Origin of the sequence: Mongoliibacter ruber (assembly GCF_003003005.1) — a bacterium.
Lineage (GTDB): Bacteria > Bacteroidota > Bacteroidia > Cytophagales > Cyclobacteriaceae > Mongoliibacter > Mongoliibacter ruber.
In genome coordinates this window covers 516,014-536,513 of sequence record NZ_PVTR01000002.1, presented here as the reverse complement: position 1 = coordinate 536,513, position 20,500 = coordinate 516,014, and the positions used below count along the sequence as shown (strand labels likewise).

Annotated in this window: 17 protein-coding genes; 8 read left to right on the top strand and 9 right to left on the bottom strand. The window is 40.2% G+C overall.

Annotation, left to right across the window (positions count from 1 at the left end):
- The first annotated feature begins 286 nt into the window (after positions 1-286).
- Positions 287-1,915, top strand: a complete 1,629-nt coding sequence (locus CLW00_RS05605; RefSeq protein ID WP_106132657.1) for an LVIVD repeat-containing protein — start codon at positions 287-289, stop codon at positions 1,913-1,915.
- Positions 1,916-1,965: 50 nt separating this feature from the next.
- On the opposite strand, the gene CLW00_RS05600 is transcribed toward CLW00_RS05605, so the two are convergent.
- The 6 genes from CLW00_RS05600 to CLW00_RS05575 form a co-directional block, all read right to left on the bottom strand.
- On the bottom strand, positions 1,966-2,397 hold the full coding sequence (locus CLW00_RS05600; protein ID WP_106132656.1) for a nuclear transport factor 2 family protein: 432 nt from the start codon (positions 2,395-2,397) through the stop codon (positions 1,966-1,968).
- 61 nt (positions 2,398-2,458) lie between these two features.
- Entirely contained in the window at positions 2,459-4,591 is a 2,133-nt protein-coding gene (locus CLW00_RS05595; RefSeq protein WP_106132655.1) for a prolyl oligopeptidase family serine peptidase, read from the bottom strand.
- A gap of 53 nt (positions 4,592-4,644) precedes the next feature.
- Positions 4,645-5,916, bottom strand: a complete 1,272-nt coding sequence (serS, locus tag CLW00_RS05590) for a serine--tRNA ligase (protein ID WP_106132654.1) — start codon at positions 5,914-5,916, stop codon at positions 4,645-4,647.
- A gap of 77 nt (positions 5,917-5,993) precedes the next feature.
- Positions 5,994-8,459, bottom strand: coding sequence for a bifunctional UDP-N-acetylmuramoyl-tripeptide:D-alanyl-D-alanine ligase/alanine racemase (locus tag CLW00_RS05585; protein WP_106132653.1), 2,466 nt, complete (start codon positions 8,457-8,459; stop codon positions 5,994-5,996).
- A 17-nt stretch (positions 8,460-8,476) separates the two neighbouring features.
- On the bottom strand, positions 8,477-9,538 hold the full coding sequence (locus tag CLW00_RS05580; RefSeq protein WP_106132652.1) for a lysylphosphatidylglycerol synthase transmembrane domain-containing protein: 1,062 nt from the start codon (positions 9,536-9,538) through the stop codon (positions 8,477-8,479).
- A 3-nt stretch (positions 9,539-9,541) separates the two neighbouring features.
- The gene (locus CLW00_RS05575; protein ID WP_106132651.1) at positions 9,542-10,291 is read right to left on the bottom strand and encodes a segregation and condensation protein A; all 750 of its coding nucleotides are present in this window, start codon (positions 10,289-10,291) and stop codon (positions 9,542-9,544) included.
- Between the two features lie 183 nt (positions 10,292-10,474).
- On the opposite strand from CLW00_RS05575, the gene dxs reads away from it, so the two are divergent.
- From dxs to CLW00_RS05555, 4 genes are read left to right on the top strand one after another with little or no spacing between them, the layout of a single operon-like run.
- Complete coding sequence (gene dxs, locus CLW00_RS05570) at positions 10,475-12,394, top strand: 1-deoxy-D-xylulose-5-phosphate synthase (RefSeq protein WP_106132650.1); 1,920 nt, start codon at positions 10,475-10,477, stop codon at positions 12,392-12,394.
- A 2-nt stretch (positions 12,395-12,396) separates the two neighbouring features.
- Positions 12,397-12,582 carry a DUF4160 domain-containing protein gene (locus CLW00_RS05565; protein ID WP_106132649.1) on the top strand — a complete coding sequence of 62 codons (186 nt, stop codon included), beginning with the start codon at positions 12,397-12,399 and terminating at the stop codon, positions 12,580-12,582.
- A gap of 28 nt (positions 12,583-12,610) precedes the next feature.
- On the top strand, positions 12,611-12,844 hold the full coding sequence (locus CLW00_RS05560; protein ID WP_106132648.1) for a DUF2442 domain-containing protein: 234 nt from the start codon (positions 12,611-12,613) through the stop codon (positions 12,842-12,844).
- A gap of 29 nt (positions 12,845-12,873) precedes the next feature.
- Complete coding sequence (locus tag CLW00_RS05555; protein WP_106132647.1) at positions 12,874-13,632, top strand: alpha/beta fold hydrolase; 759 nt, start codon at positions 12,874-12,876, stop codon at positions 13,630-13,632.
- 307 nt (positions 13,633-13,939) lie between these two features.
- Here the strand turns inward: CLW00_RS05555 and CLW00_RS05545 are convergent, their stop codons facing one another.
- The 3 genes from CLW00_RS05545 to CLW00_RS05535 form a co-directional block, all read right to left on the bottom strand.
- Positions 13,940-15,073, bottom strand: a complete 1,134-nt coding sequence (locus CLW00_RS05545; RefSeq protein ID WP_106132645.1) for an AI-2E family transporter — start codon at positions 15,071-15,073, stop codon at positions 13,940-13,942.
- Between the two features lie 127 nt (positions 15,074-15,200).
- Positions 15,201-16,511: a VOC family protein gene (locus tag CLW00_RS05540; RefSeq protein WP_106132644.1), complete on the bottom strand. Its 1,311-nt coding sequence runs from the start codon at positions 16,509-16,511 to the stop codon at positions 15,201-15,203.
- Between the two features lie 136 nt (positions 16,512-16,647).
- Positions 16,648-18,075 carry a DASH family cryptochrome gene (locus tag CLW00_RS05535; protein ID WP_106132643.1) on the bottom strand — a complete coding sequence of 476 codons (1,428 nt, stop codon included), beginning with the start codon at positions 18,073-18,075 and terminating at the stop codon, positions 16,648-16,650.
- Between the two features lie 96 nt (positions 18,076-18,171).
- Here CLW00_RS05535 and CLW00_RS05530 point away from each other — a divergent pair, with 96 nt between their 5' ends.
- From CLW00_RS05530 to CLW00_RS05520, 3 genes are all read left to right on the top strand, one after another.
- Positions 18,172-18,732: a hypothetical protein gene (locus tag CLW00_RS05530; RefSeq protein WP_106132642.1), complete on the top strand. Its 561-nt coding sequence runs from the start codon at positions 18,172-18,174 to the stop codon at positions 18,730-18,732.
- A 184-nt stretch (positions 18,733-18,916) separates the two neighbouring features.
- Positions 18,917-19,849: a polysaccharide deacetylase family protein gene (locus CLW00_RS05525; protein ID WP_106132641.1), complete on the top strand. Its 933-nt coding sequence runs from the start codon at positions 18,917-18,919 to the stop codon at positions 19,847-19,849.
- Between the two features lie 35 nt (positions 19,850-19,884).
- The gene (locus CLW00_RS05520; RefSeq protein WP_146131370.1) at positions 19,885-20,475 is read left to right on the top strand and encodes a DUF5034 domain-containing protein; all 591 of its coding nucleotides are present in this window, start codon (positions 19,885-19,887) and stop codon (positions 20,473-20,475) included.
- Positions 20,476-20,500: the final 25 nt, after the last annotated feature.

Below are 20,500 nucleotides of genomic sequence, written 5' to 3'. Positions count from 1 at the left end.
AGTTTTCATGAGCCTTGAGGTTTAATGTTAAGTTTTGATTTGTACTTAAATTTACATTACCCTCTTGGCTTTTTTAAACATACAAACTTGATATTATCACCTTCATATAATTTCATAAATGGTTTTTTGTGATAAAAATACATTTTTTTGAATATACAATTAATTGAATAATTAGTATATTAATTAATATTTTTGCTTTTATTCAGAATTTTATTTTCATTTAATAAAGTATATCTATATTTTATTTTAAATCACCTTTATTGCATTTTAAACCCACAAAAAAGTTATGAAAAAAATTCTATTAGGAATAGCTGTCATTTTTGCAGCTATAGGATGTCAGCCAGAAGGGGAATCCCCAAATATTTCTGACCAAAATATTGTGATTTCTACCGACACCCAGGCTTTAAATGCTAGAATTAGCCTAGATGGAGCAGGTGTGGTAGATGTAATTGATCCCGCATTTGTCAACAATAGAATATTGGAAGCACCTGCAGGAAAACTGCCTCTAATGTTGGTTTCTCAGGTTGAACCTCCTACTTATGATGGAAAGATCTTAAAAGCTACCCATATTGATCTTGAGGGCGAATTTGCTTATGTCAGTTACAATAAAGAAGGTCCTGGTTTTTATGGTGCAATTGAAATTTATAACATTGCCAATCCCCTAAAACCACAAATTACAGCTCAGGCAATTTTTAAAACAGCAGACATAAACTCTTTATCATACAAAGCCGGAATATTATACATCGCAGCCGCATATGACATTGACAGAGACAACAGCGTTTCCACCGCAGCTCAATTCCTTGCCGTAAATGTTAGCGGAGGTAACTTCACTTCTGAATTCAGAAAATCAAATATTGAAGGATATGCCGCTACAGATGTCACCAACACGGACACACATACAGCTGTAGCTTCTGGCGCAAACGGCTTGATTGGGCTTTTCAATAGCAGCATGCAACTGGAAACCGAATTATCTATTCCTGACTTGCGGGCTGCAAAGTACGGAAACAACTTATTGGCCGCTCTAAGTGGCAGAGAAGGCATATATTTATTAAATCCTCAAACATTAAATAGTATCGGTAGAATAGCTATCCCAGAAGACATCCCTGAGTCAAAAAGAACAATGGATATGGGCAATGAGCTTCTATTTGTATCGGAAGGCCTCAACGGTGCTGGTATATACAGATTACCATCAGGGGATTTGGTAGAAAAAATAGAGATCCCTATCAACCCAGAGGGTGTACTCTCCCAAGACATAGTTACCAATGCAGTTTCATATGATCAAAACTTACTATTAATGGCAAATGGTGGTGCAGGTGTCAGTATTGCTGATTTGAATGACCTTTCAAATATTGAAAAGCTCGGTATCATCTCTTTATCAGGATCTTCAAACTTTGTAAAAATCAAAAAGAACCACCTTTTTGTAGCAAATGGTGCTGGCGGACTTCAGATTTTGAACCTGGCAAAAGAAGAAGACGCTCCAACTGACAACTCTATCTCATGTGAGGGCACTTCAAAATATACTGGTAATCAAAACCTCAATGTGAATAGTAACCAATCCATGGCTATCTCAGGATCCAATGCTTTCAAAAATGTAAATATTGGAGGTGATTTGGTATACTGTGGCTCTATGTCTGTAGAAAATAGCTTGAATTTAAATTCTGGAGGACTGTTTGAGATGAACGGATCTTTTGCTTTTGGCCAATACAGAAAAAATAACACCCTAAGCATCAATAGCGGTGCTGTGTTTCGAGTTCATGGTTCGGTTGTATTTTATGGAGACTTAAACCTCAACTCTGGAGCCACAATTGAGTTTGTAGGCGAAGGGAATTCTATTACAATCTATGGCGAAGTCCGCAAAGGAAACAATGTCACTATTACAGGAAATTTCAACGATACAGAAGGAAAATTGAATTAATCTCCCGTTCTATTTCTATAATAAAAGGCCTACCAAAAACAGGCCTTTTTTCACCTCTTTTCCTCGTACCATGTCTTATGGACAATTTTCCAATTACCATCAACCTTGATCAGGGTCAAAAAATCATAGTAATAAATTCCAGGCCAGAAGAGTTCGGTTTTGGCAATAGCAGTATAACCCTTGATGTCAATGTCCAAAAGTCTATTTTCAAAATCCTTGGGATCTCTTTTCTGTGTCCCAGAATCAGTTCCTAAGGCCCATTCTTCGTAGGGTGTCACTGTAAAATTTTCCCCTCTATACCCTATCAATCTGGCCGAAGGGTCAAAAGCTTTATCTAATTTAGCCTTATCCCTTTCCATCATCCCCTCAAAGTAGAATTGGATGGTCTCGGCGATTGCCTTTTTATCATCATTTTCACTTTGAGCAAAAACTTCGGTAAAAGTCAGAAATAAGCATCCGATAAGGAGAAATGTAACTCTCATATTTATTATGATTTAACAGAACAGGTCAGCTATACCGCTGACCTGTTTCTTGATCAATACCTTATTTTCTTGGGAAAGTCATGCCCATGTTATATAGTCCAAATGCATAAATATCTGCAATCTCCTGTATCTGCATGGATGTTGGCTTTCCAGCTCCATGTCCTGCATTGGTCTCTATCCTGATAAGCACAGGAGCATCGCCTTCCTGCATGTCCTGTAGTGTCTGGGCAAACTTAAATGAATGTGCAGGAACCACCCTGTCATCATGATCAGCCGTAGTCACCAAAGTAGCAGGATAAGAAGCAGGCTTCAGACTGTGCAAAGGTGAATAACCGCGCAAATACCTGTACATTTCTTCGCTATCATCAGCCGTACCATAGTCATAGGCCCAACCGGCACCGGCGGTAAACTGATGGTACCTCAACATGTCCAATACCCCTACTGCTGGAAAAGCCACTTTGGCCAAATCAGGTCTTTGGGTCATGACAGCACCGACTAACAAACCTCCATTGCTTCCACCCCTCAAGGCAAGGTAATCCGAAGTGGTGTATCCTTCATTGATCAGGTATTCACCCGCTGCAATAAAATCATCAAACACATTCTGCTTTTGCTCTTTTGTCCCAGCCAAATGCCAATTTTCTCCATACTCACCTCCACCCCTCAGGTTAGGCACAGCATATACTCCACCATTTTCCAACCAAACCGTATTGGCGATGCTGAAGGAAGGTGTCAAACTCACGCTAAAACCTCCATAACCATAAAGGATAGTGGGATTTTTACCGTCTTTTTTCAGTCCCTTTTTATGGGTAATGATCATGGGAATTTCAGTACCGTCTTTGGATTTGTAGAAAACCTGATGGCTTTCAAATTTTTCAGGATCAAACTGAATATCAGGTTTATTGAAAAGTGTACTTTCGCCACTTTCGATATCATATTTATATATGGTTCCTGGCGTGATATAAGATGTAAAGCTGTAATACAAATCAGACTCGTCTCTTTTGGCTCCAAAACCACCAGCAGTACCTACTCCTGGCAAATCAACAACCCTCTCTACATTTCCTTCATAATCCAATTGCCTTACTTCTGTGATGGCATCTTTGAGGTATGAGGCAAAAAGTTTACCACCTCCCGTGGAAATACTCAACACACTCTCCTCTTCTCGAATGACATCTGTCCAATTTTCAGGTTTCGGTTGCTCCAATAGAGTTTTCACCAAACGATTGTTTGGGGCATTTTTATTTGTAAAAATCAAAAGCTCCCCTTCCTCATGATCCACCAAGTAATTGTTGCTTTCCATGTTGTCCACTACCTTGACAATTGGGGCATTTGCTTTGCCTAATTCCTGGATATACAATTCATTTCCAGTCGTTGAATTCGCTGCCGTTATGGCCAAAATTTTCCCATCCTCACTAACTGAAGCTCCAACATACCTCCTTGGGTTGGCATCATCACCAAAGACCAATTTATCTTCTGACTGAGAAGTACCTAATTTGTGGTAATACAACTTGTGGTTATTGGTCAGAGCAGATAGCTTGGAACCATCCGGTTTGTCATAGGTGCTGTAAAAAAAGCCTTCTTTGTCCTTCCAAGCTATTCCTGTAAACTTGGCATCCAGAATTTTGTCCTCCAACAGCTCCTTGCTTTCAGTATCCATGACATAAATATCCCGCCAATCCGACCCAGCCACTGACACTGCATAGGCAAACAACTTCCCGTCTTCAGTAAATGCTGCACCTGCCAAAGAGGTGGTTCCGTCGTCCGAAAGTTTGTTTGGATCGAGGAAAACTTCCTCATCCCCCCCAGCTACAGGTCTTCTATACATCACAGCTTGATTTTGCAATCCATCATTTCTGTAATAGTATTGGTAATCACCTTGAGTCCTTGGAGCAGATACCTTTTCATAGTTCCACACCTCTTCAAGCCTTTTTCTGATTGCTTCTCTAAATGGAATTTGTTCAAGATATCCAAAAGTGACCTCATTTTGGGCAGTGACCCAAGCTTTGGTTTCTTCTGCATAATCATCTTCCATCCACCTGTAAGGATCTGCCACTTGCTCTCCCCAATAGGTGTCCATGTGGTCACTTTTTCTTGTTTCCGGGTAAGTCACTTCGATTTTTTCAAATTTTTGTTCTTGTGCGCATGCTCCGAGGAGGAACAAGGACACGACTGTTGCTAAAGTTTTATTCGGGGTCATTTCTGTTTGATTTGTTTGTATAAAAAAAGGCCGTGAAAGGCCCTTAATTCATGTTATAATAAGTCGAAACCAAGATATGGCACCAAAACTTCTGGCATCCTTATACCTTCCTCTGTTTGGTTGTTTTCTAAAATGGCTGCCACTATCCTTGGTAAAGCCAATGCCGAACCATTTAAGGTATGTGCCAACTGTGTCTTTTTATCTTCTCCTTTAAACCTCAACTTAAGCCTGTTGGCTTGATAAGTTTCGAAATTACTCACAGAACTTACCTCAAGCCACCTTTCCTGAGCTGCAGAATATACTTCCATATCATAGGTGAGTGCTGAAGTGAAACCCATATCTCCTCCACAAAGCCTCAGCACCCTGAAAGGCAATCCAAGTTTCACCAGTAAACCCTGAACATAATTACTCATCTCTTCCAAGGCCTCATAGGACTTATCAGGATGTGAGATATGCACTATTTCTACCTTATCAAATTGGTGAAGTCTATTCAATCCCCGAACATGTGCTCCCCAAGAACCCGCTTCTCTTCGGAAGCAAGGTGAAAAGCCAACATTTTTGATTGGAAAATCCTTTTCATCCAAAATCACATCTCTGTACATGTTGGTAATCGGCACTTCCGCTGTTGGAATCAGGTAAAGCTTGTCTGCAGTGGCTTCATACATTTGCCCCTCTTTGTCAGGTAACTGTCCAGTACCATATCCAGAATCTTCATTAACCAAAATCGGTGGCTGCACTTCATAATAACCTGCCTTAGAGGCTTCATCTAAAAAGAAATTGACCAATGCCCTCTGTAGCTTGGCACCTCTTCCTTTGTATATGGGAAAACCTGCACCTGTAATCTTTACTCCCAGGTCAAAATCTATAATATCGTATTGTTTAATAAGCTCCCAATGCGGCTGACTTCCTTCCGGAAGTACTGGAAACTCCCCGTGCTCTAGGATTATTTCATTGTCATCAGCTGACTTCCCGGAAGGTACAGAAGTATGGGGCACATTTGGAATTGAATAAAGAAGCTGCTTGAGGTCTTCTTCATAATTATTATAAGCCTCCTCCAAAGATTTTACCTGATCCTTGATCTCAGAAGTGCGGGACTTGATTTTTTCAGCTTCTTCTTTTTTTCCTTCACGCATCAGCATGCCTATCTCCTTGGAAATGGAATTGGCCTCAGATTGAAGGGTGTCTCTCTGCGTTTGGGTTTCCTTGCGGCTTTTGTCTAGCTCTAGGACCTGATGCAAAGTAGCCTCTGCATGTGGAAAATTACGCTTTTGTAATCCTTCTAAGACTATCTCAAAACGATCGCGAATGGTATTGACAAGTAACATAGTAACTGCACAAATAAAATGAAAGAGCAAAGATAAGGATGTTCATGAAATAGCCTTTTCTAAACAGCTATTTTGGTTTAATCCAAATAATATACCCGTTTGACACGGGAAGAAATATTGGTTAATAACTCGTAAGGAATGGTGCCAATTCTTTGTGATAGGTCCTTCAGTGAAATCTCAGGCCCGTAGATAATCACTTCATCACCTTGTTTGGCTTCTATATCCGATACATCTACCATGGTCATATCCATACAGACATTCCCAATGACTTTGGCTTGTTTTCCATTTACCATCACATAACCAATTCCATTGCTGAATCTTCTATCAAAACCATCTGCATACCCTATCGCTATGGTTGCAATTTTACCGTCTTTCTCCATGATCCCTTTTCGACTATAGCCTATGGTCTGACCTTTGGATAAATATTTGATTTGGGAAATGGTGGTTTTCAGTGTGCTCACAGGTTTGAGCTTCCCCTCATAGATTCCCGAGACTTCCACTCCATAGAGCCCTATCCCCAACCTCACCATATCAAATTGATGATTGGGATAGCGGGAAATACCCGCCGAGTTCAAGGCATGGATGATAGGTTTATAGTCCAGCGTTCGGGTAATATCTTTAGCCATTTTTGTAAATTGCTCAAGTTGATGGAGGGTGTATTCGCCGTGAATCTCTTCATCTGCACCAGCCAGGTGCGTGTAAATACTGGCAACCTCTAACTGAGGAAATTCATGGAGCAAATTTATCAATCCTTCAATTTCACTTTCTTCAAAACCCAAGCGATGCATACCTGTATCCAAATCAAGGTGAATCTTGAGCCTGTGCTCATTTTGCTGGCAATAAATTCCAAGCTGCCTAAAAAAGGCAGCACTGTACACTACGGGTTCGAGGTTATTTTTGACCATATGAAGAAAACTCTCCTGAACCGGGTTAAGCACCATCACAGGCAGATTGATCCCTTCTTCTCTTAAGGATATGCCCTCATCTGTATATGCTACTGCCAGATAATCCGCCTTTAACTGCTGTAAGTGATTGGCAATTTCTGCCGCTCCTCCTCCATAGGCAAAAGCTTTGACCATGACCATTACTCTGGTATCAGCCTTGAGCTTACTTTTATAGAAATTATAATTATGTGTCAAAGCATTGAGGTTGATCTCCAGTGTAGTGCCATGCACTCTTTGTTGCAACCGGATTACAATCTCTTCAAAGCCAAAACTTCTCGCCCCAGTAATCAACACAAGATCATTGTTGAAAAAATCACTTTCCAATTGGCTTACAAGCTCTTTGGTACCAGAAAAAAATAAGGTGCTTCCATTGAAAGTCTTCTGCACCATGTGTATCTCATTCCCCACTCCTATCAAATAGTCTATCTGATAATAACTGCATAATTGACCGATTTCCTCATACACCCTTTCCTTTTCACCTACTTGCAAAAGGTCTGAAAGAATCAAAATTTTCCTGTTCTTTGGACGCTGAGCAGCCATAAAGTCCAAGGCCAACTTCAAGCCAGCCAAGTCATTGTTGTAAGTATCATCTATGAGAAGACATTGGTTGATTCCAGGCTTCAGTGTGAGCCTCATATCAACAGCCTTAAGGTGGTCAAGTCCTTTCTGCACGGCAGCGTTTTCCATGCCCAAGCTTAATGCCGCTGTAATGACGTGTCTTATGTTTTCCAGAGAAGCCTCATCCACAAATGGCACCCAAAAAGTATAAACGCTCAAATCAGAGCGCATCATTAGGATTTTAGATCTACCGCTCTCCTTTTTTACTGTAAAGGTAAAATCTGCTCCCGGAGAGTCTGACCATGATATAAGCCTTTCTGCAGAGCATTGTTTTTCAAATAAACCTGCTACTCTTTGTTGATCCTTTCTGTAGATGATAAAACTACAGTTTGCAAAAAGGCTCATCTTCTCTTCAAGCTTTTGCATTTCTGAACCAAAACCTTCTTCATGGGCTGTGCCAATATTTGTAAAAACTCCCAATTGAGGTTGTAGTATTTTTTCCAAATTTGCCATTTCCCCTACTTTGGAGATCCCTGCTTCCATGATTGCTACCTGATGATGTTGTTCAATCCCGAAAACAGAAAGTGGCACACCGACTTGAGAGTTATAGCTTTTCGGACTTTTGGCTACAGAGAAATGTAATCCCAATACTTGCCCCAACCATTCTTTCACAATGGTTTTGCCATTACTTCCTGTAATGGCAATCAGCGGCCCCAGAAAAAGCTTTCTTTGGTAGGCTGCTAAGTCCTGTAGGGCTTTGTGGGTATCCTCTACGACAACAAAAGTACCCTCAGAATATGGACTCCTGTCAAAACTAGGACTTACCAAAAAACACCTAAGTCCTTGTTGGTAAACCTCCTCGATAAATTCATGCCCATCAAACTTAGCGCCTTTGAGTGCGACAAATAAGGAATTTACTGGACTGAGAATATTTCTAGAGTCAATCACGATTGCATTGACAAGACCATGACTGCTACTCCCCAGCCAAAGACTTCCTCCTGTCAGTTCCGCAATTTGCCCTGCTGTAAGCGCTTGCATCATAGCTTTAAATTAAGCAATTACTCGTTGCTTTCCTTCTTATTGAAAAAAACCTGCTTGATCCACCTAGGCAGGAATATGGCTCCTAAAAGGAGGTATGGATAATACGACAACAACCTCCACAGGATACTGGTAACAAAGGTGTAGCCAGCAAGAAATTCAGTGAAGAACTGTGCAAAGAAAAACTCAGCCGTTCCACTGCTCCCGGGTGTAGGAGAAATCATCATTACAATCCACATGATCACTTGTCTGGCAAAAATAATGATGTGTTCATTAAAGGTCAGTACCTCATAGGCCCCGATCAAGGCGTTGAGCATTAAGTACCTGGAACTCCAAATAAAGATTGTGGCGACGATGATCGGCACCCAATAGTTCAATTTTTTGCCCCTCAGCTCTTTGGAAGCCTCGATGATTTGATTGCCATATTCATTGGCTGAGTGCTTCCATTTTTGAAGCCACTTAATGGAATAGATTTTTAACAAAACCCACTTAAACACCCTTGGCCTGTAAAAAAGTGCCAAAGCCATTATCAGTGAATAAACAGCATAAAGTGCGTAACTAGTCCAAAATAAAACTTCCAGGCTCCTTCCTAATTTCATCTCCATTACCCTGCTGGCAGGAAAAATATTTCCTTGGGCAAAAAACAAAATGATAGGAGCACCAATGACGAAGAACAGGTTGTCCAAAATTGCGGTAACCATCACAAAAGCGATGGACTTGCCCAATTTGATGCCTTCCTTATTGAGTATAAAAATTGCAACAGCTGTCCCTCCTACTATAGAAGGCGTGACTGCGGAGGCAAATTCCCAAAGAATAATCACATAAATGGCACGGATCCAAGTAAGACGATTACCTGTAATCTTTCTGATACGATAAATGTATCCCGCATCTCTACACAAAATCACAAAAATAGCCAAGGCAATACCCCAAGCTGAGGCATCAAAAACTCCTCTTAGCGTTTTTGCATTGACATTGGGATCTAAATAAAACATCAAAAACACAATGACCAATCCTATAAGTATTGGCACCCACACCTTATTGGGGTTAAGTGTTTCGAAAATCTTCTTATTGTCTAACTTCATACACTACTCCGTAGCCACCTGTTCTGTCTTTTCCACCCAAAAGTTATTAAACCCCTCGCCTATGGTAATTGTAACCTTTGACAATTGTAGAAGTTCCAAAATTGCCAAAAAAGTATAGATCACAAAAATCTTATCGGGTTTGTATTCCACAAATTCCGAAAACGGTATTCTTGGCCGAAATGAAATCCGCTCCATGACAAAATCTTTTTGCTGCTCGATCGTATATGGGTACTGAATCACTGTGTGTGTGGTTTCATCTGTTCTTGCAGCATATTTTGACATGACCCTTTGAAACACCTTCAATAATTTATATAAATCGAGGTCTTGCATTTCAGCATCTACATCGTCCGCCTTGTTCATGGATTTGAGTTCTGCCACAATGTTGCCCCTTTTCACTTTTGCCAAGCGGCTTTCTTCCAAAGCAGCCAAGTCCCCAATCACCGACTTGTATTTTTTATATTCCAACAAATGCCTGATCAACTCCTCCCTAGGATCTATTTCTTCTCCATTTTCATCCAGCTCAGGTCTAGGAATCAACATCTTGGATTTAATTTTCATCAGAGTAGCAGCAAATAGGATAAACTCACTGGCCACTTCGATCTCCATTTTCTCCAACTGAAGGATGTAATCAAGGAAATCCTGGGTGATTTTGGAAATAGGAATGTCGTAAATATCCAGTTCATCCCTTTCAATAAAAAAGAGCATCAGGTCAAATGGACCTTCGAAAAGTGGTAATTTGATTTCGAAACTCACTGGTTACTATTTATTTTCTATTAATTTTGCACGGTTATTGGATCAAAGATATCCAAATAATACTAAATTAAGCATTTGATAGACAAAAGAGTCATTAAGGAAGACCTTAGTCTATTCAAGATCTTTTTCAAACAATTGACATCACATGATGTTTATTAATTTTAAAAATGTAACGTATCGCTGATGATAATTCAACCTGGTAAACTTCTATCCCAGATCGATAGCCCTGACGATCTGAAAAGATTCTCCAAAGATCAATTAGTACAGATTTGTGATGAACTTAGACAATTCATTGTAGATAATGTATCGGTCTATGGAGGGCATTTTGGTGCCAGCTTGGGAGTGGTGGAACTCACTGTAGCCCTTCACTATGTACTTAATACTCCTGAAGATCAATTGGTATGGGATGTTGGACATCAAGCGTATGGTCACAAGATTCTAACAGGTCGAAAAAGTAAGTTTCATACCAACAGACTCTACGGCGGTCTTTCAGGATTTCCTAAAAGAAAAGAAAGTGAGTATGACACTTTTGGAGTTGGGCACTCCAGTACTTCCATCTCTGCTGCCTTAGGTATGGCGATGGCATCAAAATACAAGGGTGATAAAAAGAAGCAACATGTAGCCGTAATCGGTGACGGATCAATGACCGGTGGAATGGCATTTGAAGCTATGAATCATGCGGGTGTGTCAGATACCAATATGATAATCATACTCAATGACAATTGTATGTCAATAGATCCTAATGTCGGGGCTCTTAAAGATTATCTTACAGACATTACCACCTCACATACATATAACAAAGCAAAAGACGAAGTTTGGAACTTGCTCGGCAAATTCAGCAAATTCGGTTCTTCTGCACAAGAAATCATATCCAAAGTAGAAGGTGCTATCAAATCTGCTGTATTGAAGCAAAGCAATCTTTTTGAATCACTCAACCTTCGTTATTTTGGTCCGGTAGATGGACACGACGTCAACCACTTGGTAGAAGTTCTTGCTGACTTGCGAGATATTCCAGGTCCAAAAATCCTCCACTGTGTGACTGTCAAAGGGAAAGGATACGCTCCTGCAGAAAATGGAAATAAAACAACCTGGCATGCTCCAGGGCTATTTGATAAAGTAACAGGAGAGATATATAAAAAAGCTCCAACCAAACCTCAGGCACCAAAATATCAGGATGTATTTGGCCATACCCTAGTGGAGTTGGCTAAGGAAAATGATAAAATTATGGGCATTACTCCTGCTATGCCTTCCGGCTCATCATTGAACATCATGATGAAAGAAATGCCGGACAGGGCATTTGATGTGGGTATTGCAGAACAACATGCAGTTACTTTTTCTGCTGGATTGGCTACACAGGGAATGATTCCGTTCTGTAATATTTACAGTTCATTTATGCAAAGGGCGTATGACCAAGTCATTCATGACGTGGCTTTGCAAAACTTGCAAGTTGTATTCTGTCTGGATAGAGCGGGTTTTGCAGGAGCTGATGGACCTACACATCATGGAGCATACGATTTGGCCTTCTTCAGGTGTATCCCCAATATGGTGGTATCAGCACCTATGGACGAAGAAGAATTAAGAAACCTGATGTACACTGCTACTAAATTTGAAGGTCCTTTCTCTATTAGATATCCACGTGGCCAAGGCGTAATGCCTGAATGGAGAACTGAAATGCGTGAAATTCCAATTGGTCAAGGAAGGGTAATAAAAGAAGGTGAAGAAGTAGCCATCTTGACTATTGGGCATATTGGTAATTATGCCGTAACAGCTTGCAGCCAACTTGAGAAAGAAAGATTGAATCCTGCACACTATGATATGAGATTTGTGAAGCCTCTCGATGAAGAATTATTGCATGAGGTCTTTGGCAAATTCAAAAAAGTCATTACTGTAGAAGATGGCTCCTTAATGGGAGGTTTTGGTTCAGCTGTAGTAGAATGGATGTCTGACAATGGTTACACTTCACAGGTAAAAAGACTTGGAATCCCTGACACAGTGGTAGAACATGGTGAGCAAATAGAGCTGCATCGTGAGTGTGGATTTGATCCTGAAGGTATTGCTGATGCTGTAAGGGCAATGGCTGAGGTAAAAGTAAAAGATGTTTAAAAGTGCCAACTGTGTTGCGAATATTGGGGTTTAGATTCTTCTTTTACTCCAATGATCATGAACCAATTCATATTCATGTAGAGTGCGGGGATTCGACTGCAAAATTTAACCTTGTACCTATACAGCTCGTAAAATCAAATGGTTTCAATGCAAGAGAGTTGAAAAAAATAAGTATATTAATTGAATAAAATTTAGATACGCTTAAAAGTTCTTGGTATGAATATTTCCACAATTCATAAGTCTCCACTAGCAAAAAAAGTTTGGTTTGATCAGACTAAATTTTATGTGTTGTTAGATGATGAACGGGAAATAGGTATTCCCCTTGAATGGTTCAAAAAACTAAAACTTGCCAGCTTTGAGGAATTAAGCCAATACAGGTTAATTGGAAACGGAGAGGGAATTCATTGGGAAGCACTTGACGAAGATATTTTAGTAGAAGCCTTGCTTTAATTCAGCAAGGCTTTTTTTATATTCAACCCATGATCTCATTCACCAAAGAAGGAACAGGTAGACCCATTATTTTACTTCATGGCTTTTGTGAAACAAAAGAAATGTGGAAAACTTTTTCAAAAGACTTATCCACATCCTTTACAGTTTTTTGCCCAGACATGCCCGGATTTGGCGACAGTCCTTTGCCAACAGAGGAGTTAAACCTGGAAACAGTTGCAGTCTGGCTCAGTGAATGGATGGAAGAACAAAGCATCCACCACCCTGTCGTCATCGGACATTCTCTTGGAGGGTATGTAACTTTGGCCTTGGCAGAATTGATTGGGTCTTCATTAAGAGGTATTGGGCTTTTCCACTCTACGGCTTTGCCTGATACAGAGGAAAAACAGAAAGTACGAAACAAGACCATTACTTTCTTGAAAAAACACGGTGTGGATAAGTTTTTGGATTCCTTCGTGCCCTCATTGTTTTCAGAACAACATAGAGAAGCGGAATCTGGAGTTATTCAGGAATTGATCCAAGCAGGTAAAAAGACATCAAGTCAAGCGGCTATTGCTTATACGGCGGCCATGAGAGACAGGAAAGATCGCATGGAATTGTGGAAAACTTTTTCCAATCCAAAACTGATGATTGCAGGAGAATTGGATATGGCAGTACCATTAGAAAGCAGTAGACTACATAAAGACTTTACGGACATTTATCATGAACTCAATGGCGTGGGCCATATGGGTATGTTTGAGGCTGAAAAAGAAAGTTTGAGGGTGATTAGACAATTTTTAGATCTTGTCTAAAAGCTTTTTGACATAAACATGGGGCTCATCACCCCAACGGAGGAAAGCCTGCCCCGTCCCGTCCCGTCCCGTCCCGATAAATATCGGGATATCGGGATATCGGGATTCAGGGGGTCTCATAAGCTGTAAGGTAGGAGATGCTTCAACTCCGAAAGCTCCGTTCAGCATGACGCGGACCAAACTGTCATTCCCTTTCTGTAAATGCCAAATTTTAAAAACTCAGGATGACGCAGCAACAGACGCAATTATCTTTTCTGAACAATTTTTCCAATGTTAAAATCTCAGAGTGACGCCTCAGTATCTTTCATTACTTTTCTGAACCCGCTTTCTTCATTGTTTTTTCTTCATTGCCAAAGAGATAACCGAAAGCCTGTAATTCTGGAATGTTCCTGCAGAAAACAGTAATTATGGCAAAAACAGGTATTGCAATCACCATTCCGATAATTCCCCAAATGGCATTCCCTATCAATACTGATAAAATCACAAAGAAGGGATTGATGTTGAGCTTATTGCTGAATATAATTGGCTGAAAGACATAAGTGTCCAGAAACTGAACAATCAAAAATGTGATGGTAATCCCTATAATCATGTCTGTCTCACCTCCGGAACCCACTCCTAAAATGAGTGCTATCACATAAGCCCCCATATTTCCAATAAATGGAATAATAGAAAGGACAGCACCAATCAGACTTGCCAATATAAAATTCTCAACCCCTGAAATCCATAAGCCGGTAGCATACAAACCAACCAAAAGTACCATTAAGGTCAACCTTCCTCCTAAATAATACTGCACCAGTTTGGTGGATTTCAAAATCGGTTTTCTATACCTCTCTCGTTTATCGTCAGGGAAAAGTAAGAGTGCGAACTTAAAGAATTTTCGTCGATACAAGAGTATGAGGAACAAGTATACAAACATCAAGATGAAGTCAGCTATAAAGCCGAAAGTAGCTCCCAAAACCTCTATTGCACCTTTTTGATTTTCTTTGACTTCTTCTCCATCTGGTTTTTCTTCCGAATCTTCTCCATTATCTTCCTCAATCCCAAAATCTTCTTTGTATGATTCCATACTTCCCCTGTCAATCGGTGTATGTTTCAGCACGAATTCCTCAATAGAAACTAATGTTGGGTAGAATTCTTTTTTGAGATCATCCGATTCATCCAAAAAATTGCGCACTTGGAAGGAAATCAATGCCGACACGCCTATGATTACTATCAAATTGAGCAGAAGCACAGTAACAGTAGACCAGATTCTGGGAAAATTCCAGGATTCTAGTTTTCGGGCTACTGGTACAGATAACATCGCCAAAATCAAAGCGACTACCACTGGTGCCAAAACACCTTTAGAAGCTATCAACCCTTTCCCAAGAAAAAAGAACCCGATTATCGCTAAAAAATAGGCACATACCTTTGCTGGATCTTTGAAAATCTTATCTAATGACATAACTCACTCTTATTGAATACTCAAGTAAAACAATAATTGTGCAAACACTCAAAGGAGTAATGAGGCCTACTTCGAGGAAAATATTCCCCAAACTTATGCCTTTTAACCGTCAATTTTCCCCACAGGATTATTTATTGCTTTCTAATATCTCAAATAAGCGCTTATTATCAGAGTGCTCCAAATAACTATTAAACTCCAAAAAATACTTTCCCGGATCTAACCCAACAAAGGCTTTGTACCTTTCTTCATTTCCAACGTACATTTCTCTTTCTAAAGGCAAGGGGGAATGTTGTTGCACATAGTTATACCAACCTTCCAAGTCTTCCACTATGAATGCCACACTAGCTCCTTTTTTTTCCGTGAAATTGTGCATCCCACGCCTTTCATCTACCAGACCTATGTATCCTGTCTGTGAGGCTTGATACACCTTGGCCCAGCCTTGGTCGACGATGAGTGGCAAACCTATTTTTTCCTCATAAAAAAGCTCCGCCTCCTGTAAATCTTCGTAGTAAAGCCAAGTAACTGCCCCATAAAAACCCAATCCGGCCGCAACGTCATCCGACACTGTGGGCAAGGCAGAAAACTTCTGAATTTGAGGCATGAGTTTTTCATTTTCGGGATGCTGCTTGAAGGTTTCAAATTCCAAGAGGTACCCTTCCGGATCCACTGCCACAAAGCCATCATGGGCATTGTTTTCCTTAGGCTTGTATTCATATTTGATGGGAACTTGACTCTCTTGTAGATAAGCATACCATTCAGGTAATTGGTCTGTCAATAAGGCTATAGCAACTGTTTTGGGTTCATCTAATTTGTGACGACCAACAGCAGCATCAACCAAAGTGATAAAGGAATCCTCTGAAACCCTAAGTGTCTTTGCAAACTCATAATCCGAAACCACCTCCATTCCAAGAAGTTCTTGGTAGAATTTTTGGGCCGCAGGTAAGTCTTCATAGTATAGGAAAATATTGGTTGCCTGAATGCCAAAATCAGGTAACGTTCTAAAAGCTGTGTTTTTCGCCAAAAGGGAATTGATATAATGTACAGGATAACCCAAAAGACGTCCAAATCTCCTTGCGGCATCCTCTTCATCATAATTTTTGAAGTTTTCTTTCAAATCCAAATATGACCTTAAGCCATTTTCCTTGTGAAATATTAAAACTTCTTTCCCATAAGAAATATCTGAAGGAAACAAAGAGGTTTTAATAAGTTCGACTTCCCTATAAACCTGCACTCCATATTTCTCTGCGATTAACTGGGCCTCAGACCATAACTTATCCACATCTTTGGATGGCATGGGTTCGCTCAAAGCAAGGTGTTTAAGATCTGCGGAGACCATTTCAGCAAAAGCTTCTATTTTACCTAGCTGAATACTTGTATCTTCATTTCCACAGGCAAAACAAAAAATTAATAAAAGAAGATATTGAAGTTTACTTTTCATAAACGGTATTGATTTTTCAAAATTATAAGGTGACCCCAAGACAGGAAGAAATAAATATAAATAAAAAAACCGCAGCGTTTGGCAATGCTGCGGCATTTAAAAGACATTTTACATTACTTATCGGGATTTTTAACTGTCAAAGATATGCCTTAAACTTCACTATAGGATGTGGATAACTTGCACCCAAACTCACCCCTTTTGCTTTCAGGTCCTTTGTGGATAACTCATGAGGATGATGCACACCAAAGCCTTCTACTGAGGATAGTTCAGGAACCCAAATCCTGACATACTCTCCTTTTTTGTCGTAATTTTGTGCTTGCCTTAGGATATTGAAATAGCGGTTTTCCCTCGGGTCATTCCCTACCCCGGCCACATACATCCAGTTGCCCCAATTGCTGCAGACATCATAGTCTATCAGCTGACTTTCAAAATAGGCCGCGCCCCATGTCCAATCGATCCCCAGATCATTGACCAAAAAAGAAGCAACATTCTGACGGCCCCTATTGGACATAAAACCAGTGGCATTGAGTTCTCTCATGTTGGCATCTACAAACGGAATTCCCGTCTCACCATTAGCCCACTTCCAAAAGAGCTTTTCATCTGTCTGCCACTTATCCACATGGCTTTTGATCCCCTGAAGCATAAAGATTTTTTCTCCATGCTTTTTGGAAATAAAGCGGAAGTAATCCCTCCAGATCAATTCGAAGATCAGCCAATAGGTGGACTGATTCTTTTTCCGCTCAATTTCGTAACGTTTTACTTCTTCGAAAATGTAACGTGGACTTAGGCAGCCTAAAGCCAACCAAGGAGAGAACTTGGAACTATAATCTGCACCAATCAACCCATTTCGGGTTTGTTTGTAATCTTTCAAACAATCATTTTCCCAAAAATAGGTCTGAAGTCGCCGAAGCCCTGCCTCTTCTCCACCTTCAAACACCAACACTGTCCGAGGGTCAGACTCCGGCTCCTCCAAACCATAAGTACTCATATCTGGCAAATCTCCCAAACTTCTATTCAAATCCGGAAACCTCAATTTCGCAGGAGTAGTGAGAGTTTTTCTAATCTTTCCATACTTTTCACATTCCTTCCTAAACTGCGTGAAAACTTCAGGAACTTGGCTAACGGGAAACGGCAAATCTTCCAAATGAAACAATGTGCTCTGCCAAAAGCTTTCCGTTTTGACACCCTTTTTCCACAGGTTTTTTTCTAAGCTTTCCTCTACAAATTTCTCCTCAGAAGTCACCTCTTCCGAAAAATACACGGCATCAGCCTGCAGTTCAACTGCCAAATCATATATAACTTCCTCTGGCTTTCCTTGGCAGATTATCAAATCAGACCCAATTTCCCTGAGCTTGCTTCTTAAGTTATCCACAGCCTGCAGTAGAAACTTGGCTCTATGAGGACCCGTCTTTGGGAATCCCAAATTCTCTCTGGAAAACATCCTAGGGTCAAAACAATAAACAGGGATAAGTTCAGCACCATTTTCCGAAGCTGAAAATAAGGGCGCATGATCATGTACCCGTAAATCATTTCTAAACCAAACTATAATTCTTCTGTATTTCATTGGAAAATTAACGACCTGTTAAATAAAAGTGTTTGCACAAAAGGCAGGAAAAATGCTTATTTAGCGATTATTTTCAACGATTATACACAATACTAAATGAAAAAAATCCTAACCTTTATTTTTGTTCTTAGCTCATTTTACAGCATGGCACAGGAAAAACCCGGCAACGAGGAATTCTGGGAAACACTTAAAAAGCACTGTGGAAAAGCTTATGCAGGCGAACTCATGACGCCTTCTGAGAACGATCCATTCTCAGGTAAAGCCCTCATCATGCATGTGGTTGATTGTGGAGATGATTTTATCCACATCCCCTTTTTCGTAGGAGATGACAAATCCCGAACCTGGGTACTCACTAAAGAAAATGGCTTGATCAAACTGAAACATGACCATAGGCACGAAGATGGAAGCGAAGATAAAGTTACCCAATATGGTGGTATAACATCTAACACAGGAATGGCCAAAATTCAGTTTTTCCCTGCTGATCAGGAAACTACAGACCTGATTCCCTATGCCGCAAACAATGTGTGGTGGATTACGGTAGATGAAGAGTCGTTTACTTATAACCTTAGAAGAATCGGGAGTGACAGGTATTTCTCAGTCAAGTTTGATCTGAGTAAAGAAGTAGATAGCCCTGGCCCAGCTTGGGGTTGGGAGTAAAATTTTATTGACAATTAAGGGGGCGTTTCGCTCCCTTTTTCTTTTGCCCAATTATTCAAATAAACAATCATAGTATGAATACAATCAATGGTTAAATACCCGATGACCCAAATGCAGTTTACCCATACTTTTAGCTAAATTGAAAAAAATTAGCGCTTATTTCTAAAATCCAATAACCTAACCTATGAAAAAGTTATCCACATTCATTCTAGCCTTTATTATATTTCAAGTCAATGCACAACAGCGCAATTTGGCTGAGAAACTAGGCTATAGCGCCGAAGACAAATTACTCATCATTCATGCCGATGATATTGGTTTGGCACATTCTGAAAACATCGCCACCATAGAGGCCATGAAAAAAGGCATAGTGAATTCCACCAGCATCATGATGCCAAGCCCTTGGGCAACAGAAGTAGCAGAACTGATCAAGGATATGCCCGGCTTGGACATTGGAGTACACATCACCTTGACAGATGAGTGGTTTAATTACCGATGGGGTCCGCTGAGTGGTAAAAATGCAGTTCCTGGATTAGTAGGTAAGGATGGGTATTTTCATTTTGACTGTGCTGCGGTAGCTCAAAATGCAAGTCCGGAGGAAGTAGAAAAAGAAATTCGTGCACAAATAGATGCCGCACTAGCTATTGGGATTCAACCCACCCACTTGGATTCTCATATGGGCTGTGTATTTTATGGAAGACCCGAATTTGTGGTCTCGTATTTGAAATTGGCTCAAGAATACGGTATACCTGCCATGATGGTGGAAGGCCTATTTCAACAGGTCGTAGTTCCCAACAAAGAGCTTTTTAAAGAGATCAATCTAGACCAAGTAAAGATCATTGACAATGTTTTGATTGCCAGCACTGAGATTTATGACTCAATAGGATTGCCTGAATACTATACCAATGTAATGAACGAGTTACAGCCTGGGGTAAATGTTTTGTTGATTCATGTGGCTTATGATGATGAGGAAATGAAGGCAATCACTACACGATTTGACCACTGGCATGGCAAATGGCGTCAAGGTGATTTTGATTTTTTCACCAGCGAAAAAGCAAAAAAATTGTTAGAAGAAAACAACATTAAACTTGTCACTTGGAAAGAAATTGGAAAATTGTAACTAGTAGTCCTATCTTCGTGACAAATTAAATACCTATGAAGTCAACTAAGTTACCATTTCTATTAATCGCATTCTTGATTTCTACCCTCGTGGTCAACACATCTTGTGATAGTGAGTGCTCTGAAACAAAATATGACATTCAATCAGTATCTATCACTCCGAAAATACTGAATCTTGAAGACCTCAATGAATTGAATTGGAGCAATGAGTCCGAGCTTACAGTAAATAATCTTGCTGTACAGATGAACATGAACAAGGTGTTTTCATCAACTCCCAACAACGATGACGATTGTTTTCCGAAATTTGAAATCAATAATAAAGTCACAAATATCCGCCTACTTAGTAATCAAGGCTTTGTTTCATCTCACCCTGCAGGAGAAGACCTTTTCACGATCAGCGCATTTACCTTTGATGCAAGGAATTTTATCGAAAAGCAAGATTTCATCAACAGCTTTGTAAATGAGTCTAATTTCAGCAGGTATTACTTTGTGTTCAATAGAAACCCTGAATTGCAAGGCATCCATAGATTAGTCATGTTTATGGACTTTGAAGACGGGACAAGCATTGAGTCAAATCCTATTGAGGTGTTGATAACTCCAATCGACACTACTCCGAGACCGGATTGATTAGGACAAGAATTGAAAAAACGGT

Bases quoted from the DNA above. Each gene is read 5' to 3' on its own strand.
- CLW00_RS05605 (WP_106132657.1), top strand. From the start codon at position 287: ATGAAAAAAATTCTATTAGGAATAGCTGTCATTTTTGCAGCTATAGGA.
- CLW00_RS05600 (WP_106132656.1), bottom strand. From the start codon at position 2,397: ATGAGAGTTACATTTCTCCTTATCGGATGCTTATTTCTGACTTTTACC.
- CLW00_RS05595 (WP_106132655.1), bottom strand. From the start codon at position 4,591: ATGACCCCGAATAAAACTTTAGCAACAGTCGTGTCCTTGTTCCTCCTC.
- serS (WP_106132654.1), bottom strand. From the start codon at position 5,916: ATGTTACTTGTCAATACCATTCGCGATCGTTTTGAGATAGTCTTAGAA.
- CLW00_RS05585 (WP_106132653.1), bottom strand. From the start codon at position 8,459: ATGATGCAAGCGCTTACAGCAGGGCAAATTGCGGAACTGACAGGAGGA.
- CLW00_RS05580 (WP_106132652.1), bottom strand. From the start codon at position 9,538: ATGAAGTTAGACAATAAGAAGATTTTCGAAACACTTAACCCCAATAAG.
- dxs (WP_106132650.1), top strand. From the start codon at position 10,475: ATGATAATTCAACCTGGTAAACTTCTATCCCAGATCGATAGCCCTGAC.
- CLW00_RS05560 (WP_106132648.1), top strand. From the start codon at position 12,611: ATGAATATTTCCACAATTCATAAGTCTCCACTAGCAAAAAAAGTTTGG.
- CLW00_RS05555 (WP_106132647.1), top strand. From the start codon at position 12,874: ATGATCTCATTCACCAAAGAAGGAACAGGTAGACCCATTATTTTACTT.
- CLW00_RS05545 (WP_106132645.1), bottom strand. From the start codon at position 15,073: ATGTCATTAGATAAGATTTTCAAAGATCCAGCAAAGGTATGTGCCTAT.
- CLW00_RS05540 (WP_106132644.1), bottom strand. From the start codon at position 16,511: ATGAAAAGTAAACTTCAATATCTTCTTTTATTAATTTTTTGTTTTGCC.
- CLW00_RS05535 (WP_106132643.1), bottom strand. From the start codon at position 18,075: ATGAAATACAGAAGAATTATAGTTTGGTTTAGAAATGATTTACGGGTA.
- CLW00_RS05530 (WP_106132642.1), top strand. From the start codon at position 18,172: ATGAAAAAAATCCTAACCTTTATTTTTGTTCTTAGCTCATTTTACAGC.
- CLW00_RS05525 (WP_106132641.1), top strand. From the start codon at position 18,917: ATGAAAAAGTTATCCACATTCATTCTAGCCTTTATTATATTTCAAGTC.
- CLW00_RS05520 (WP_146131370.1), top strand. From the start codon at position 19,885: ATGAAGTCAACTAAGTTACCATTTCTATTAATCGCATTCTTGATTTCT.